At 58.8% G+C, this 16471-nt stretch carries 15 protein-coding genes; 10 read left to right on the forward strand and 5 right to left on the reverse strand.

Annotation, left to right across the window (positions count from 1 at the left end; translation table 11 throughout):
- The first annotated feature begins 109 nt into the window (after nt 1-109).
- From radA to ispF, 4 genes are all read left to right on the forward strand, one after another.
- Entirely contained in the window at nt 110-1618 is a 1509-nt protein-coding gene (radA, locus tag VH599_13485) for a DNA repair protein RadA (protein ID HEY7349320.1), read from the forward strand.
- A 408-nt stretch (nt 1619-2026) separates the two neighbouring features.
- The gene (locus tag VH599_13490; protein HEY7349321.1) at nt 2027-3205 is read left to right on the forward strand and encodes a PIN domain-containing protein; all 1179 of its coding nucleotides are present in this window, start codon (nt 2027-2029) and stop codon (nt 3203-3205) included.
- 21 nt (nt 3206-3226) lie between these two features.
- Nucleotides 3227-3973 (forward strand): 2-C-methyl-D-erythritol 4-phosphate cytidylyltransferase, encoded by a 747-nt coding sequence (ispD, locus tag VH599_13495; GenBank protein HEY7349322.1) that lies wholly within the window; start codon nt 3227-3229, stop codon nt 3971-3973.
- Nucleotides 3974-4059: 86 nt separating this feature from the next.
- A complete protein-coding gene (gene ispF, locus VH599_13500; GenBank protein ID HEY7349323.1) occupies nt 4060-4539 on the forward strand; it encodes a 2-C-methyl-D-erythritol 2,4-cyclodiphosphate synthase in 480 nt (159 codons plus the stop codon).
- A gap of 88 nt (nt 4540-4627) precedes the next feature.
- Here ispF and VH599_13505 read toward each other — a convergent pair whose 3' ends face one another.
- On the reverse strand, nt 4628-5239 hold the full coding sequence (locus VH599_13505; GenBank protein ID HEY7349324.1) for a Uma2 family endonuclease: 612 nt from the start codon (nt 5237-5239) through the stop codon (nt 4628-4630).
- Between the two features lie 485 nt (nt 5240-5724).
- On the opposite strand from VH599_13505, the gene cysS reads away from it, so the two are divergent.
- Both cysS and rlmB read left to right on the forward strand, forming a co-directional pair.
- On the forward strand, nt 5725-7188 hold the full coding sequence (gene cysS / locus VH599_13510; GenBank protein ID HEY7349325.1) for a cysteine--tRNA ligase: 1464 nt from the start codon (nt 5725-5727) through the stop codon (nt 7186-7188).
- Nucleotides 7189-7207: 19 nt separating this feature from the next.
- Nucleotides 7208-7954, forward strand: coding sequence for a 23S rRNA (guanosine(2251)-2'-O)-methyltransferase RlmB (rlmB, locus tag VH599_13515; protein HEY7349326.1), 747 nt, complete (start codon nt 7208-7210; stop codon nt 7952-7954).
- Nucleotides 7955-8003: 49 nt separating this feature from the next.
- On the opposite strand, the gene VH599_13520 is transcribed toward rlmB, so the two are convergent.
- Nucleotides 8004-9686: a zf-HC2 domain-containing protein gene (locus VH599_13520; GenBank protein ID HEY7349327.1), complete on the reverse strand. Its 1683-nt coding sequence runs from the start codon at nt 9684-9686 to the stop codon at nt 8004-8006.
- Complete coding sequence (locus tag VH599_13525) at nt 9683-10669, reverse strand: sigma-70 family RNA polymerase sigma factor (protein ID HEY7349328.1); 987 nt, start codon at nt 10667-10669, stop codon at nt 9683-9685. The genes VH599_13520 and VH599_13525 overlap by 4 nt, the downstream gene beginning before the upstream one ends.
- Nucleotides 10670-11084: 415 nt before the next feature.
- On the opposite strand from VH599_13525, the gene VH599_13530 reads away from it, so the two are divergent.
- The 4 genes from VH599_13530 to VH599_13545 all read left to right on the forward strand — a co-directional run bounded on the left by VH599_13530 (nt 11085) and on the right by VH599_13545 (nt 14947).
- Nucleotides 11085-12008 carry an alpha/beta hydrolase gene (locus tag VH599_13530; GenBank protein HEY7349329.1) on the forward strand — a complete coding sequence of 308 codons (924 nt, stop codon included), beginning with the start codon at nt 11085-11087 and terminating at the stop codon, nt 12006-12008.
- 249 nt (nt 12009-12257) lie between these two features.
- The gene (locus VH599_13535; GenBank protein HEY7349330.1) at nt 12258-13379 is read left to right on the forward strand and encodes a DUF362 domain-containing protein; all 1122 of its coding nucleotides are present in this window, start codon (nt 12258-12260) and stop codon (nt 13377-13379) included.
- A 182-nt stretch (nt 13380-13561) separates the two neighbouring features.
- The gene (locus VH599_13540) at nt 13562-14161 is read left to right on the forward strand and encodes a sigma-70 family RNA polymerase sigma factor (protein ID HEY7349331.1); all 600 of its coding nucleotides are present in this window, start codon (nt 13562-13564) and stop codon (nt 14159-14161) included.
- Between the two features lie 3 nt (nt 14162-14164).
- Nucleotides 14165-14947, forward strand: coding sequence for an anti-sigma factor (locus VH599_13545; GenBank protein ID HEY7349332.1), 783 nt, complete (start codon nt 14165-14167; stop codon nt 14945-14947).
- A gap of 40 nt (nt 14948-14987) precedes the next feature.
- On the opposite strand, the gene VH599_13550 is transcribed toward VH599_13545, so the two are convergent.
- Nucleotides 14988-15611, reverse strand: coding sequence for a DUF4126 domain-containing protein (locus tag VH599_13550; protein ID HEY7349333.1), 624 nt, complete (start codon nt 15609-15611; stop codon nt 14988-14990).
- A 3-nt stretch (nt 15612-15614) separates the two neighbouring features.
- A complete protein-coding gene (locus VH599_13555; protein HEY7349334.1) occupies nt 15615-16430 on the reverse strand; it encodes a hypothetical protein in 816 nt (271 codons plus the stop codon).
- Between the last annotated feature and the right edge of the window lie 41 nt (nt 16431-16471).

Below are 16471 nucleotides of genomic sequence, written 5' to 3' on the forward strand. Positions count from 1 at the left end.
GCAGGTGGCCCCCGTTGGGAGCTACGCGCCGCAGCGCAGCCCCCAGCAGGGGAGCATGTGCGCCATTTTAAGAACGGGTCCAGGCTCTTTCTGCCCTTTCAGGATCACTATGCCTAAAACCTATACGAAATATACCTGCCAGCAATGCGGCTATGAAAGCGCGAAATATCTGGGCCGCTGTCCAGATTGCAGCGCCTGGAACAGCATGGTTGAAACAGTTGAGCAAGCAGCATCGGCTGCGCGCGCTAGCGGAGGAAGCCAGCGCGCGTCAGGCGGCCTCAGCGGCATCTACAACCAGCCTATCCCCTTGCCGGAGGTTCGCGCCATCGCCCATACACGACTCAGCACCGGCATTGGCGAGATGAATCGTGTGCTGGGAGGCGGTCTGGTGCCGGGTTCAGTGGTGTTGATCGGCGGCGAGCCGGGCATCGGTAAATCAACGCTGCTGCTGCAAGTCGCGGGCAATATTGCCGAAACCACCGGTGTCGTGTTGTATGTCACTGCCGAAGAATCCGCGGAACAGGTGAAGATACGCGCCGAGCGCCTGGGTATCTCCAGCAGCCGCCTGAGCCTGTATCCTGAAAGCGACCTCGATACCATCGCGGAAGCCATCAACGGCCTCAAGCCCGCGCTGGTCATTGTTGATTCAATTCAGACGATTGCCTCTGAGCAACTGACCTCGGCCCCCGGCAGCATCAGCCAGGTCCGCGATGGGGCCAACCGGCTGCACCGCATCGCCAAAAGCCTGCACATCCCCATCTTCATCATCGGCCACGTCACCAAAGAAGGCTCGGTGGCCGGACCACGCGCCCTGGAGCACATCGTTGATGCCGTCCTCTATCTCGAAGGTGAACGCTTCCATACCTATCGCCTCTTGCGCGGCGCGAAAAATCGTTTTGGCGCTACCCATGAGGTAGGCGTATTTGAGATGCAGGGAGAAGGGATGGTTGAAATCCCCAACCCTTCGGCGGTCTTCCTGAACGAGCGTGGACCGCGCTCCACCGGAACATCCGTCGTCGTCAGCATGGAAGGCACGCGCCCGCTGCTGGTGGAGGTGCAGGCGTTGACCTCCACGACAGCGTTTGGCACGCCGCGCATCACCACTACCGGCGTTGACCATAATCGCTTGTTGATGCTGCTGGCCGTTCTAACCAAGCGAGTTGGCCTCTTGTTGTATAATCATGATGTCTATGTCAATGTTGTTGGCGGCTTTAGTCTGGACGAGCCGGGCGTTGATCTAGGAGTGGCAGCGGCAGTGGCCTCCAGCTTCAAAGAGCGGCAGGTTCCTCCTGATGTCGCGCTCATCGGCGAGGTTGGCCTCTCCGGCGAGGTACGCTCAGTCAGTCGGGTGGCGCTGCGGGTGCGCGAAGCGGCAAAACTAGGATTTCGTCGTTGCATTGTGCCGAAGTCTGGCACGCCTCTTGATATATTGGATAACTGGACCCCATCAACATCTGGGCAGGCGCTCGATCACGACGGGGATGGCCCCCGCGAACGGGGAGCGCAGCCCCACGCGAAAGCGAAAACCAGCCCAGGCTCGCCAGCAGAAGGCCGCCAGGGCATCGAACTGGTGCGAGTGGCGACATTGGCCCAGGCATTGGAAGCCGCGCTTGACTAACCAGCGTATCATGAAAAGAAGACCACTGTGTAGTAAAGAGTAGCAGATAAGCATTACTGGAGTTCAACATCGTGTACCCCAGAGATGCAATCAACTTTTTCGGTAGCATCTATTTGGACAAACAAGGAGATCCAGAGGGGCGTAGGCGCTCATCAACTCATCAGAGCTGGATGAACTGGCAGGTGATGTTGACTGCACTTATCCATTGTTTATTGCTTGCCCCCTCTGATAGCGCAGCACAGCAGATACCACCTGGAAAAGAAAGCTGGGCCACTCAAAGGTTCAGGAGAGGTGGTGTCGGCTCTCTCGCAGCACAGGTAGCCCTATGGTGGGGGAACTTGAGGAGGGAACCATCCCTAAGCCATAACCTGGCTTCGTGGAGATGCACAGCTTTGGAGGTTGCAAAGCATGTCAGCAGCACTTATTTCCCGCATCAGCGGGGCAATCGTCGCCGCAGGTCTGAGCCTGGGCATTATGTGGGAGCAAAACCAGTGGGGCTGGTGGTGGCCTATTGTAGCAGGCATCGCGGCGGCCTGTGGGGTGATAGCGTTTATCATTACCCCTTATATCACCATCTACCCCTATCGCTGGGTGCGTGATACCATTCGCCGCGCCTCGGCAGGTGATATTGTTGCGGCAACCATCGGCCTGATTGTCGGGTTGATTATTGCGGCATTGCTTACGCTGCCATTATCAGAACTCACCTTTCTGAGTCTTGGGAAAGTGCTTCCCTTCCTGGGCGCGCTGCTCTTTGGCTATCTAGGCGTGGCAACTGCCGTCTTACAAAAGCAGGAACTCGCCCATCTTTTCAGCGGCATCTGGACAGTGCGCCAGCGCCGCGCACAAGAGCGCGAAGAGCGGGACCGCGAGAAAGGCGACCGGGAGAATCGAGACCGCGAAAGCGGCTCTCTGGAAGAAGTCGAAGGCCGGGACCGCCGCCGAGACAACGAAAGTCGGGCCAAAAAGAACGGCAAAGTCTCCGATAAGATTTTGCTCGACACCAGCGCCATCATTGACGGACGCATCGCCGACATCAGCCAGACGGGCTTCGTCAATGGCACGCTCCTGGTGCCGCGCTTTGTGCTGGAGGAACTGCAACATATCGCCGACTCGGCTGATACCCTGCGCCGCAACCGGGGTCGGCGCGGGCTGGACATCCTCAACCGGCTGCAAAAAGAAACCAACATCCCCGTTGAGATCTCCGATAACGACATTGATGGGATCGTCGAGGTAGACGCCAAGCTGGTCAAAATGGCCCGCAACCTGCACTGCCCCATCATCACCAACGACTTTAACCTCAACCGCGTGGCCGAGCTTCAGGGCGTCAAAGTCCTCAATATCAATGAACTGGCAAACGCCGTCAAGCCCGTTCTGCTGCCTGGCGAAGAGATGCTGGTCAAGATCATTCAGGACGGCAAAGAGCTTGGTCAGGGCGTTGGCTATCTTGATGATGGCACGATGATCGTCGTAGAGGGTGGCCGCCAGCACATGAACAGCACCGTCGAAGTCACCGTGACGCGCGTGCTGCAAACGGTGGCTGGCCGGATGATTTTCGCCCACCCCAAAGGCAGCCCATCGAAGAAGTAGCCAGGCAGAAAGTGACGCGGAATGAGCAGCGAGCGCGGGCGCGCGAGCGCCCACCGCCAAAGGCGCAAACGGGTGGCCGCCGTCATTGTCGCGGCAGGCAGCAGCCAGCGCATGCAAGGCATCAACAAAACCTGGGCTAGCCTGGGCGGGAAGCCGCTCCTGGCCCACAGCATCGCTGTCTTCGAGCAATCCGGGCTGATTGATGATCTGGTCGTCGTACTGGCAAAAGAGGCGCTGATCGAGGGCAAACGGCGGCGCGAGCAAGAGGGCTGGGGAGCAATGTGCTGCTTCACGCCCGGCGGCGCCCGGCGGCGCGACTCTGCGCTGGCCGGACTGGAGGCGCTTGCGCCTGCTCCCGACTATGTGCTGATTCACGATGGGGCGCGGCCATTCATCACCACGACGCTGATCGAGCAAGGGCTGGCTGCCGCTCGACGACACGGTGCAGCTACCGCTGCCGTTCCCGTCAAGGACACCATCAAGCGCGTCGGGCCGGATGGGCTGGTGCTGGAAACGCTGGACCGCGCCGCGCTCTGGTCCATTCAGACGCCCCAGGTCTTCGCCTATGACCTCATCCTCGCTGCCCATCACACTATCGAACCGGCCTGGGACGCCACCGACGACGCCGCGCTGGTCGAGCGCGCGGGCCACCCCGTCGCCCTCTTCATGGGCGCGTATGAAAATATCAAAATCACCACTCCCGACGACCTGCTGATCGCCGAGGCCATGCTCAACCGTCTGGCAAAGAGTTCTGCGCTATCCGGCTGAATACTGCTGGTAGCGCCGCCGTTCCTGGCGGCAAGTCGGTTCGCTATTCAGCAAGAGTTGGCTTACTATCAATAAAGGCACGCGCTATGGCTATAAGAATTGGTATCGGCTACGACGTTCACGGCTTCACTGAAGGACGCCCGTTGGTGATTGGCGGCGTAGCAATCCCCCACGCGCGCGGGCTGGCGGGCCATTCTGACGCCGACGTGTTGATTCACGCCATCGTTGATGCCCTCCTGGGCGCGGCGGCGCTGGGCGACATCGGCAGCCACTTCCCCTCCAACGACCTACGTTGGAAAGATGCGCCCAGCCGCGCCTTCCTGAGCTACACCCGCGATCTGCTGGCGGCGCGAGGCTGGCGCGTGAGCAATCTCGACGCCGTAATCGTGGCCGAGCGCCCGAAGCTGGCCCCACATATTCCAACTATGCGCGCCGAACTGGCGCGTCAGTTAGAAATTGACCTGGAGCAGATCAGCGTCAAAGCCACCACCACCGATGGCCTCGGCTTTACCGGGCGCGAAGAAGGCATCGGCTGCTGCGCCGTCGTCCTCATCGAGCGCAGCTAGTCCGTGTACCCGCAAACAAGCAGCAGGCCATACAGGACGTGGAAACAATGCGCGCAAAACAGGAGTCCCAGATACCAGCCAGCAGGCTTCATGCTCGTGCAAACACGTCGGCAACCGTCATCGTAAAACCAGGAACCGCATCGTACCCTTCAAGCGTCTCTCCAACGCGCATAATGAGGCCAGGTCCGTCCTGGTCCCCTGGCCGCCAGACCTCTACCTCCCGACGTTTGGGCCACACAATCCACCCCAACCGTGAGCCAGCGGCAAGATAGCGTTTGATGTGCGTGCGCATCTTGGAACGAAACTGGCTCTTGCTGGCGATCTCCACGACAAAATCGGGGGCCAACCTGGGCGCGATCTCCTTTTCGTCGGCGGCGTCAATGATGGGGAGCAGTTGAGCGCGAACAAACGCCACATCTGGATGCCACACCGTCTCACCCTCGTCTCCAGGCTGGCTGAGATCATATTCGTATTGCTGCATCGTGACCCGCCCCAGGTCGCGGGAGTCCACCGAGGTACGCAACGCCATCGCTATGTTTAGCGCAATGACATCGTGCTTGCTATAATGCACGCCCAAAAGGAACACCAACCTTCCATTGGTGAGTTCGGTGCTGCCCCGTTCCACTTCTGGGAGATGGCAATACTCGGCTGCCGTCATCAAATCTCCCTCGTATTCTCGATAGTAGTGTTCCAGTGCCATAGCGCAGACCCTCTTTCCAGGGTGAGAACGTCGCTGCAAGGGCATTCTACCATGCGTCGGCCAAAACGGAAAAGGGCATGGCCTCTCGCGTTTTATGGCTAGACGATATGCCCGCAGCTCTGATGTACGCGCCTATCATTATGTCAGCCGTTCCCTTGAAGCGACGTGATATACTATTGAGAGGACATGCTATCAACCATACTCCAGATACCTCATCGAAGATGAGACACCTGATCAGCATGAGGATGACGTTTATGAAGGTTTTCAGACAAGAAAGGCTGCGCTGCGCCTGTCGTAAGGGCCTCGAAGTTGGGGCTTGACATGTCAGGCAGCAGGCCATCGAGAGACCTCATCTTCTGCTGATACTGCTTCCTCTGAAGGCTCCACTTCGCGGCCCGTCCCTTCCTCCATTCGTTCACAACGCGCTCTCAAGCGCAGGGGTATGCCCTGGGCCACGCATTGCAGAAGGAGTTAGCAGGAGTCTTATGCTCATTCATAACACAGAATCGGGACGCGAAGAAGTCTTTGAACCCTACGGTCTGCCCGTCAAAATGTACGTCTGCGGCCTGACGCCCAAGAACGACCCGCATATCGGCCACGCGCGCAACTTTGTCCTCAACGATGTCATCCGACGCTATCTGGAGTATCGCGGCTATCCCGTTCACTACGTCCAGAACTTCACCGACGTGGATGACAAGATCATCGCCGCAGGCATCCGCGAGGGCATCCCTGCGGCTGAGGCGGCCAGACGCTATATTGATGGCTATTTCGAGACCATTGACGCGATGAATGTGCGCCGCGCCGACCAGTATACCTATGTTACCGAATACATACCCAAGATCATCGCTATGGTGCAGCGTCTTATTGATCTGGGTCATGCCTATCAGGCGGGCGGCGATGTCTTCTACGCCGTCAACACCTTTCCTCGCTATGGACGGCTTTCGCACCAGCCCGAAGAAGAACTACTCATTGCCGGGGCGCGCGTGGAGCCAGACCCTAAGAAGCGCGATCCACGCGATTTTGCCCTCTGGAAAGCCGCCAAACCAGGCGAACCCTTCTGGGAGAGCCAGTGGGGGCCTGGCCGCCCCGGCTGGCACATCGAATGCTCGACAATGGCGTTGGATACATTGGGCGAGAAGATCGATATTCACGGCGGCGGCAGCGACCTGATCTTCCCACACCACGAGAACGAAATCGCCCAGAGCGAAGCGGCAACCGGCACAGCCCCCTTTTCTAAATATTGGGCGCATATCGGCATGCTGAACCTGGGCGAAGGCAAGATGGCCCACTCCGGGGTATTCATCCCGCTCGAGGAGATGCTCAAGAGGTATCCCGCGCCGGTCATTCGCCTCTATCTAGTCAGCCATCATTACCGCGCCCCCATCGCCTACAGCGAAGAGGCGCTGGCCGCAGCACAGCCACGCTGGCAGCGCTACGTGGAGACGCGCGCGAACCTGCTGCGGCTCATCCGCCGCGCCGAGGAAGCGCAAACTGCCCAGGGGAGAACGAATGCTGCCCAGGCAACAACCAGCGCAGCCGTCCCATTGGACGAGGCACGCGAAGCGTTCATCGCGGCGATGGACGACGATTTCAACACCTCCGGCGGGCTGGCGGCCATTGATAACCTGCTGCGCCGAGTCAACGAGTATGCCGCCTCCCTCGGTGGCGGCGAACTGACGCCGGAGGCGCTGGCAACTTTGCGCGCAGCAGTAGCTCTGCTGGATGAACTGCTGACTGACGTGTTGGGTATCCAGATTGAAGCCGAAAGTGGAGAACAGATCGCCCCGGCGCTGCTGGCCGAGATCGAGGCGCTCATCGCCAGCCGCAGCGAGGCGCGCCGCTCCAAACAATGGGCCGAAGCCGACCACATCCGCAAAGACCTGGAGGAGCGCCTCAACATCGTCTTGAAAGATCATGCCCAGGAAACCACCTGGGAGTTCAAGTCATAGACAACTGGACAGAACAGCAATGGCAGAGTATATCTGGGGGCGCAATCCAGTGCTGGAAACACTGCGCTCAAGGCGGCGCGTCTATCGGCTCCTGCTGGCCGAAGGCGGGCGCGACGCCGGTCTCACGGATATTCTGCGCGAGGCCGAGCGGCGGCGCGTCTCGATTGAATACGCGCCGCGCCGCCGCTTAGACGAACTGACACGCGGCGCAGTTCATCAGGGCTGCGTCGCTTTGGCTGCCCCGCGCGAGTATGCCACGATTGAAGAGATACTGGCATTGGCTGAGCAGCGTGGTGAGCCGCCCCTGCTGCTCATCCTCGACGCCATTCAGGACATTCAGAACCTGGGGTCGCTGCTGCGCACCGCCGAAGCCGTCGGCGCGCATGGCGTGATTATTCCCGAACATCGCGCCGCCGGTTTGACGCCTGCTGTGGATAAAAGTTCTGCCGGGGCAGTTGAGCATCTACTGGTGGCGCAAGTCACCAATCTCACTCGCACCGTGGACGCCCTGAAAAAAGGCGGCGTCTGGGTCGTGGGGTTGGCCGGAGAAGCCGCCCAGGATTACGACCACGTTGATCTGGACAGACCACTCGCGCTCGTCGTTGGCAACGAAGGCAAAGGCATTGGGCGGCTGCTGCGCGAACACTGTGATTTTCTGGTGAGGCTGCCAATGCGCGGCAAGGTCAACTCGCTCAATGCCGCCGTCGCTGGTTCCATTGTCCTTTACGAAGCCTGGCGTCAGCGAGAGAAGCATGCCGACGGCTAAGGAAGCAGCACGAACAGCCCCAGGCGGCAATCTACCTGATCAGATCAGGCTATTTGGGGGTTTCATCCAGCAGGTTCATAGCGGTCTTTACAACGGTGGACTGACTGTTGCTCGGCGAATCGTTTGTTATCCAGAGAACCGCCGTTGGCGAAACAGACACGGCCAGCGGGTTAGTAATCCAAGAATTCAGCGAATGGCTGCCACCAGGGGTATTACCCGATACATCATACAGGTAATAATCGTCTTTGCTAATTTTCCAGACTACAAAGGTTGCGCCTGTCTGGAGATCGGAGACCGTAGAATTAGTTTTTGAGATGGCCGTCTTAGAGGTAGGATCGAGATCAAGGCGGCCATCCAGGTTTTCGCTCCAGATGACGCCTGTCGGCTGGCTGTTGTTCGCATTCCCATTGCCCGCCGTCGCTGTGCTTGTGGCTTGAGCCGTGGGTGATGGGGTTGGTTGATCGGCTGGCGTGCCAGCGTCCGGCAAGGGAGCCGCCTCCAGCCAGATCAGTTTCCCCGCGACGATCTTGGGCGAGAAGGAGGCGCCATTGGTCGTCACCTCTTCCTGCACACCGCCCGGAGCCAATCGCCAGATATTGCCACGCAGCGTGCCATCAGGGTCGTGCCACTGCTCATCCCAATACCCCGTGATTTTACCTGTCGCCGGATCGGCCACCGCCGTCGGGTCAGCGATCAGGTGTCCAAGCTGTGATGCTGTCGCAATCACCGACCGCGACTCTGTACCCTCCAGGGTGAGGTCAAGTGAGACGAGCTGCCCTTGTCCATTCGCCAGTTCCTCAGCCAGCAGCACCGTCGCGCCAAGAGCATACACACCATGAAGCGTTGTGACCGCGCCATCCGGCCTGGCGTCTGCGTCATTCCCTTGCAGCAGGCGCAGCGTCTGAGCGGCCCCTGGCAGAGCTGGCGATAGCTGGGTAGCGTCCAGTTCCCAATGATTGCCCGCGCTTTGATCGCCCTGCGCCCAAAGCACCCAGCTTCGCGCCCAGCCTTCCAGTGTCAGCGGCCCGGCAACCGGCGCGGACAGCAAGGCCGTACTTCTTTCGGTCTGGCGGTTGAGTTCCTCAAGCATCCATTTGCCGCTGGCATTATACGCCGCGTAAATGATATACCGCCCATCGGCGCTGGCTGTCGCGTCCGCCACCAGCGGATAGGCTGGATCGGGGGAATAGAAAGAGGGAAGAGAATCAGAGCAATGGATAATACAAGTAGTACTAGTAGTCCCTATACTGCCTGGGCTGCGCAGCAGTTGGAAGAGTCCTATGCTCAGCCCAAAAGCCAAGACCAGGAACAGGGCGGTCAGCGCCGCGCCGTAGCGCAGGGCAAACGCGCCAGTTGGACCCATCTGGCGGCGCATGGGCGCCACACGCGCCCGCCGTTCCATGACAGCCCGGCGCAGCGCCGGAAGATAGAAGACATCGGTCATGCCAGGAACAACAACCTTCGCTGGCTTCTTTCGAGGGGCAGCCTGGGCGCGCTCGGCGGTCTGCTGTTCTTCCGCCTGGACAGCAGCCATCACACGGGCGTAAAAATCAGGAGGGGGGGCCAGTTTGGGCAGCGAACGCAAGGTTTCACCAATAGCGCGAAACTCCGCAACGCTTACACGGCATTCCGCGCATTCCCTTAGATGCGCTTGCAGTGCAGCGTTTTCGCCGGGCGAGAGGTCATCTCGCCGATAAGCAGCTAGAAGCTGTCGCGCCTGCTTGCACGTCATAGACCATCCACCTCCTGTTGATAGAGCGCAATAAACCGCTCGCGCGCTCGCATCAACCGCATCTTAACCGCCGACGGGCTAATTTTGAGAACATCGGCAATCTCGTTACACGAGAAGCCTTCATGTTCATATAACAGCAAGCAGGTTGCGTATTTCACAGGTAACTTGCCCAACACGTTATCTACAATTTCACGATCAGCTACGCGCTGCTCAAAGCGCCCACCATTATAACCCGCGCCATCATAGAGACTTGCCGCGCTGGAGAAGCCTTCCTCAGCGCCCCCCCCGCCAGGTTCCCCGGAGAGCGTCCCGACACCGGCCCCCACTCCCCGGTCTTCGTTGAAGAGCGAAAGCGGCAGCCAGGCAATCAAACGCTTGCGCCGCAGCGAATCCGTCGCTGTATTGGCCGCAATGCGATAAAGCCAGGACGAAAGGGCGCCAGCGTGAATCTTCGTTCCCCCAGCCAATGCTTTATATGCTTTGACAAAGACATCCTGCGATAGATCGTATGCTTGCTCACGATTGCCAACGAGCCGAAAGACAAAGTTAATAATCGGTGTTTGATAACGCTGGAACAGCATTTCAAAATCGGAGAGATCGATCAGATCATCACCGGGCGCGCCTGGAGCCTCATCCTCCTCAGTGGTTTCTTCCTCCTCGTCCTCATCTTCAGCGTCGTCCTCAGCGCCTCCCATACTCACAGAGCCGGTTTCAGCCACGCCTATCCCTGTGCGCGGCCTGCCCGCTCTGCACTCATCTGATTCCCCAGTACCACTCAGTTCAGTTGTTTCCGCCACCGTCTCCAGCAGCTCTGGCTGCGCCATCTCTGCGTCTCCAGCGGCATCGCCGTTGGCTGCGCGGGCAGCCAATGCTCTGCCCGTTTCAGGCGAGCGCCCTCCAGGGCTAGATACTATCTGAGCTTTCGATCCTTCACCAGGTCCGTCAGCATCGCTCAAGTTGAAGAAACGAATGAAAGACTCCATCAGTTACACCTGCGACGGAATTGCGCCGTCATTGCCTTAAAAACCCCTCCCGCTCTCCATCATCCCTGTGCTACACATTCCCCTCATATGAGGATACCCTCATCCCCAGCATCGTGCTATGGCAAGGCTCACAGCGGCAGAAGCCACTGTGAGGCCAGACCATCCCCGCCTCTCTGGCAACATCCCTATTGTCGCACAAATGGAAAAGTTTGCCAACGCAGCGCATGCTCGTCTGGATGCTTTATTAAGAGAAGCGCGGAAAGCATGGCGCTCAACAGAAACGCACGAAGCGTTCCAACCATTATCTCCCTATCATCTTCCCGCATAGCTGCTCTCTTGCTCCTCTTCTCTTGACAGTACCGCCTGGCGCACTGTAGCATCTCTCAATGCTGGATCATCGCCAAGGAGTCTGCCCATGCCGCTGCTTATCGCTATTCTGCTGAGCCTGGCAGGTTTGCTCGTCCTGCTGGCCTTGTTGTTTCTCTTGTTCACCTGGCGTCAGGCATGGAAACTCACCCACCCCCTGCGCAAGCCGCTCAGTCGCACGCCTGCCGATCTCGGTGTGGCTTTTGAGGACGTTACTTTCCAGACAGAAGATGGCGTTACCCTCTCTGGCTGGTTTATTCCGGCGCGCAACGGACGGACCATCATTGGTTGTCACGGCATCCTTGATAACCGCGAACAACTGCTCGAACCCACCGTCATCCTGACCAGGCAAGGCTACGGTTTTCTGCTCTATGACGCGCGCGCTCACGGCAAGAGCGGTGGCAGGCACAGCACCTACGGCTACAATGAGACCAAAGATGTGGCTGCCGCCGTCGCCTATCTTGAGGCGCGGCCCGATGTAGACCCGCAGCAATTGGGCATTCTCGGCAATTCGTTGGGAGGCATCACCGCCATTCGCGCCGCGACGAGCCTCCCGCAGCTTCGCATCCTGATCGCCGAAAGCACCCTCGCCGATTTTGCCAGCGACATCGGCAAAGCCTTTACACGCTTTACCCATCTGCCCGCCTTCCCCTTTGCCCCTCTGACCATCTTCTGGGGCGAGCGCATCACGCGCATTGACCTCAAGGCCATTCGCCCGGTGCGCGATATTGCCGCGCTTGCGCCACGCCCTATCTTTCTCATCTCGGACCTGCTTGACCAGATCGTAGATGAGCCGTTTGATGGCGAACTGCTCTACGCCAGCGCGGGCGAGCCAAAAGAACTCTGGCAACTGCCCGATTGCCATCATGTACAATGCTTCCCCACGCATCCCGAAGCCTATATCAGCCGTGTCAGTGCTTTTCTGGAGAAAGGCTTCGCGCCGAAGCAAGCGCCAGACGAGCGCGGTGACTGACGCATCGCGGCTTGCATCAACGTGCTTTGGCGTCCTATGTTTCACGTGAAACACTATTGGCCTATTTGTACGCTAACGTGACAGGTGTGCTAGACTAACCGTTGGTATAAGAGACAAACTAATTGAGGAACCAGGCCAGGCCCAGGCTAACGCATATGCCGCGCTTGCCTTGTTGGCCCAGCTTTTGCAGACCTATTTCACTGGTATTTCGCCCTAATTTCGCGTTCATCTAAGGAGCTTGAGGAATCTATGCCCACTCGCGCAAAAGTAGCCGTCTTAAAAACACAGCCTGAAACCGTTCTGGAAGACTATGGGCGGCTGATGCAGCTTGCCGACTTCAAGCAGGGTCTCGATCCGGCCAGCACCACCATTCTGAAGGATAATATCTCCTGGCATTTCCCTTTTCCTGCCGCCAACACCACGCCCTGGCAGATGGAAGGCGTCGTGCAGGCGCTGCGCTCCGGAGGCTACCAGGACTTGACCTGTGTACAGAACAAAACCGTCGTTACTAACGCCTTCAAGGGCGAAGACCTCAATAACTACATACCCCTCTTCCGTAAGTACCAGATTCCGGTTCTCTATAATTTCAAGCCGGAAGATATGGCCTGGGTGAAGTACGAGCCAAAGCATAAGATGCTGGTGCTGGACCAGATTTTCTCGGAAGGCATCTCCATTCCCGATTACTTCTTTGGCAAGAACATCGTCCACCTGCCAACCATGAAGTGCCACATCTATACCACCACCACGGGCGCGATGAAGAACGCTTTTGGTGGCCTGCTCAACACCAAGCGTCACTATACCCATAGCTGGATTCACGAGACGCTGGTGGACCTGCTGGCAATCCAACAAGAGATTCACAAGGGCATCTTCGCCGTCATGGATGGCACGACAGCAGGTAATGGCCCCGGCCCGCGCACCATGTTCCCGGTCATCAAAGACTATATCCTTGCCAGCGCCGATCAAACTGCCATTGACGCTGTGGCCGCCTGGATGATGGGCTTCGACCCCATGGCCCTGAAATACATTCGCCTGGCGCACGAGAACGGGCTGGGCGTGGGCGACATGAATGAGATCGAGGTCGTTGGGGCTGACATCTCTGCCGAGCGATGGGGCTTTACCGTCGGCGACAACCTGGCAAGCCGCGCTGGCGATCTGCTCTGGTTTAGCCCGCTCAAGAGCATTCAGAACTTCTTCTTCCGCACTCCACTCGTCAATATCTTTATCCTGGGGTCGGAAACGTATCATGACTACTATCGCTGGCCGCTGAAAGATCGGCGCGTCTTCGAGCGATGGCTGGCAACCACCCATTGGGGCCATCTGTTCCAGCAATATATGACTTCCAGCGAACCAGCCCCCGCGCGCAGCGCCTGACATTGCTCATCTTCAGGATAAAACAACTTGAATCCAGAGGATTTTGCGTGTACAATCTCCTGGGCTGAAAGCCTAGAGAGTATGCCGAAACCATCCATTTACCCACGGCGCGTGTAGTAGAAAACGAGAGGAGCTACCACCAGATGGTTGCCTTCCCGGTTATGATGGTTCACTGAGGCGGCATGGGGAGCGAGCGTTTAGTCAACCAGGAAATAGAAGATGAGAGCCTGGCAAAGCGGGTGGCCGAAGGAGACGCCGTTGCGCTTGAGCAGCTCTATGACCGCTATGGGCAGCCGGTGTACTCTCTGGCGCTGCGCATCGTGCGCGATCCAGAGACCGCCGAAGAGCTGACCCAGGAGGTCTTTGTGCGGCTCTGGCGCTACGCGGCTACCTACGACGCGACACGCGGTCGTTTCTCCGGCTGGCTTCTTGGCATCGCGCATAACCTCTCGTTGAACGAAGTGCGCCGTTGGCAGAGCCGCCCACAAAAAGCGGACCTCCCAACCGATGATGACGAGCGCCCGTATGACCTCGTAGACGAATCAGCCGACTCCGCAGAGGCTGCCTGGCTCAACATCCAGCGCGAGGCCATTGTAGGGGCGCTCAAGCAGCTTCCTGAGGCGCAGCGCCTCGCTATCGAACTGGCGTTCTTTGGAGGCTACACGCATTTGGAGATCGCTAACATGCTGGGCGATCCACTTGGCACAATCAAGAGCCGCATTCGTATCGGCATGCAGCGGCTCAAGCAGCTTTTGTTGGCGCAGGGCATCGAGGCGGAATAACCCATGTCTGAGAGACTGAACCAATTGAATACCCATGTAGCGGACCAGATCGACGCCTATGCCCTGGGTATACTCGAAGATGAGGCGGTTGCTCAGGTAGAAGCGCACCTGGAGGGCTGCTCCGATTGTCAACGGCTGCTCCGCCAGGCGCAAACAGTCGTTGCGTTCCTGGCGCTCGCCCCCAGGCAGGTTCAACCACCAGCCAGGCTCAAACAGCGTATCCTGGCGCGCATCGCGCAAGAGGAGCGAGGCGGTAGTCCACCAGCGTCTGCCGCTACGCTCGACCCAACCACTGCTGCCGCGCTTCCCGACATCACGCCAGAGCGCCAGGGGATGATGGAGGCATTGCGCCATTTCTTCTCTGGCCGCAGAGGCACGCAAACCCCAGGCGCGGAGGCTCCCGACGAGCAGCATCAGCTTCAGAATATTTTGCGGCTGCTGCGCTCGCCGCATCCTGCGGTCTGGGAATTGCCCGGCACAGCGGAAGCGCCCCAGGCGCGCGCGCGTTTGCTTGGCTCGCCAGCAGAGCAAATGGCTGTCCTGATCGTGAGCGGCCTGGAGCCGCTGCCTCCAGAGCGCGATTATCAACTCTGGTTCTTGCGCGAAGGCAAGCCGGAGGGCAGCGCCGTCTTTGATGTGCAGCGCAGCGGCGAGGGGCAGATACTCGTGCACGCGCCGCGCCAGCTTGGGCAATATGATCTGGCCGCCATCACGCCCGAACCCGCCGGAGGCAGCCCCGGCCCTACCGGCCCGATCATCATTGCCGGAGAGATCAAAGCCGCCTGACACCAGCGAGCGTTCGCTGGTGTCAGGCTTCTCCACGTCACTAGCCTATCCCTGTACCCGTTCCTGCGACGCTTGCCGCCTGTTTTTGCTGCTTCCGCCTGCGCAGTTTGCGCCACGCCCAGCGAATGAGCAGCGCGAACAGCGCCACCAGCAGGATCAACAGAATCAGCGCCACGACTGGAACGATGACCGCCAGGACCACCAGGCCGATCACGGCAACATCTTCAATAATGCTGACGACAGGATTGCCCACGCCTGCGGTTGTCGCCGTCACCACCGGGCGCGAGAGCGCCTTCACCCCATGCATACCACCAGCGAGGGCAGCCCCGATGATAGCCGCCACTACGCCGTTGTTGACACTGACCAGGTTATCCGTGTTGGCAAAGATTAACCCGCCCATAACCGGGCGAATCACTGTATGAATAATATCGCTCACATGATCGACCGCTGGAACCTTATCGGCCACAATCTCCAGAACGGAAAGGACACCCAGCGCACCCAACACCAGGGGATTCGTGAGGATTTCATAGCCATGTTCAAGCGGCACCACACCAGCAATCACCGCGATCCCCAGGGCAAAGAGCGGGAGATAAGCGCGCAGCCCCGATGAAGAACTCAGCACTACGGAAGCAATCGTTGTTGTCGTTATTGAGAGTGGGTCCATATTTTAATCCTTACCTCGCGGCCTGGGCCTCGGTGTATTAGGTGGTGGGCGCAGGCGAGACATTGGCCTGGGCTGCGCAGAGCCAGGCGTCATCCCCCTGGCTGGAGCGCCTGGCGGATTGGTTCCACCAGGCTGACTTCTCCGAGGATTGAGCTGCCTGCCCTTATCAAAAGGCTGCCCTTCTCGTTCAAGGCGGCGCTGTTGCCAGGGCGACACAGGAGGTGGGGGCGCTTCAGAGACAAACGGAGAATATTCTGGCCGCATGAATGGCAGCAGCGCCGGATCCATCTCTGGCGCATCGTCGGCATCGGGTAAGAGCGCCTGCTCCCGCGCGTCTAGCATCGTTTGCAGCGCCTGGGCAGTCTTTGCTCTCCCGACAACGCTTGTCACCGAACTGCTGATAGCGACCACGATCAACAGGTAGATGAGGTACAGAATCAGATTCACAATGATCAAAAGAATGATATGCGCTACCTGCGTTGACACCGGCAGGCGCGAGACAATAAAGTTAGAAAGTACAGTAGTGGGGCTGGCCTTGTTGATGGCAGCAAACACTAAACGTAAGATCAGATCGATCACTTCGGTCACGCCAGCGGCTACCAGTCCGACAAAGGCTCCAGCAGAGGGTTGATGCCCATAGTCAGCGAGATCGAGCCAGCGCGCCGCAAGCACGCCAGAAAAAAGGCCCAGCCCAAAAAGCAAGGCCAGTGCCAGGTAGGCAGCAAGGACGGGGAAGCTGAGAGAAGAGAGAACCAGCCCAATAGACAGCGCGGCGCCAAACCCGCCAGCCACCAGGCCAGCAAGCATCTTCAATGACATAGGATGTCCCCCCTTGCCTCCGATCTCCTCCCATCCAAGCG

Source organism: Ktedonobacterales bacterium, from assembly GCA_036557285.1.
Classification (GTDB): Bacteria; Chloroflexota; Ktedonobacteria; order Ktedonobacterales; family DATBGS01; genus DATBHW01.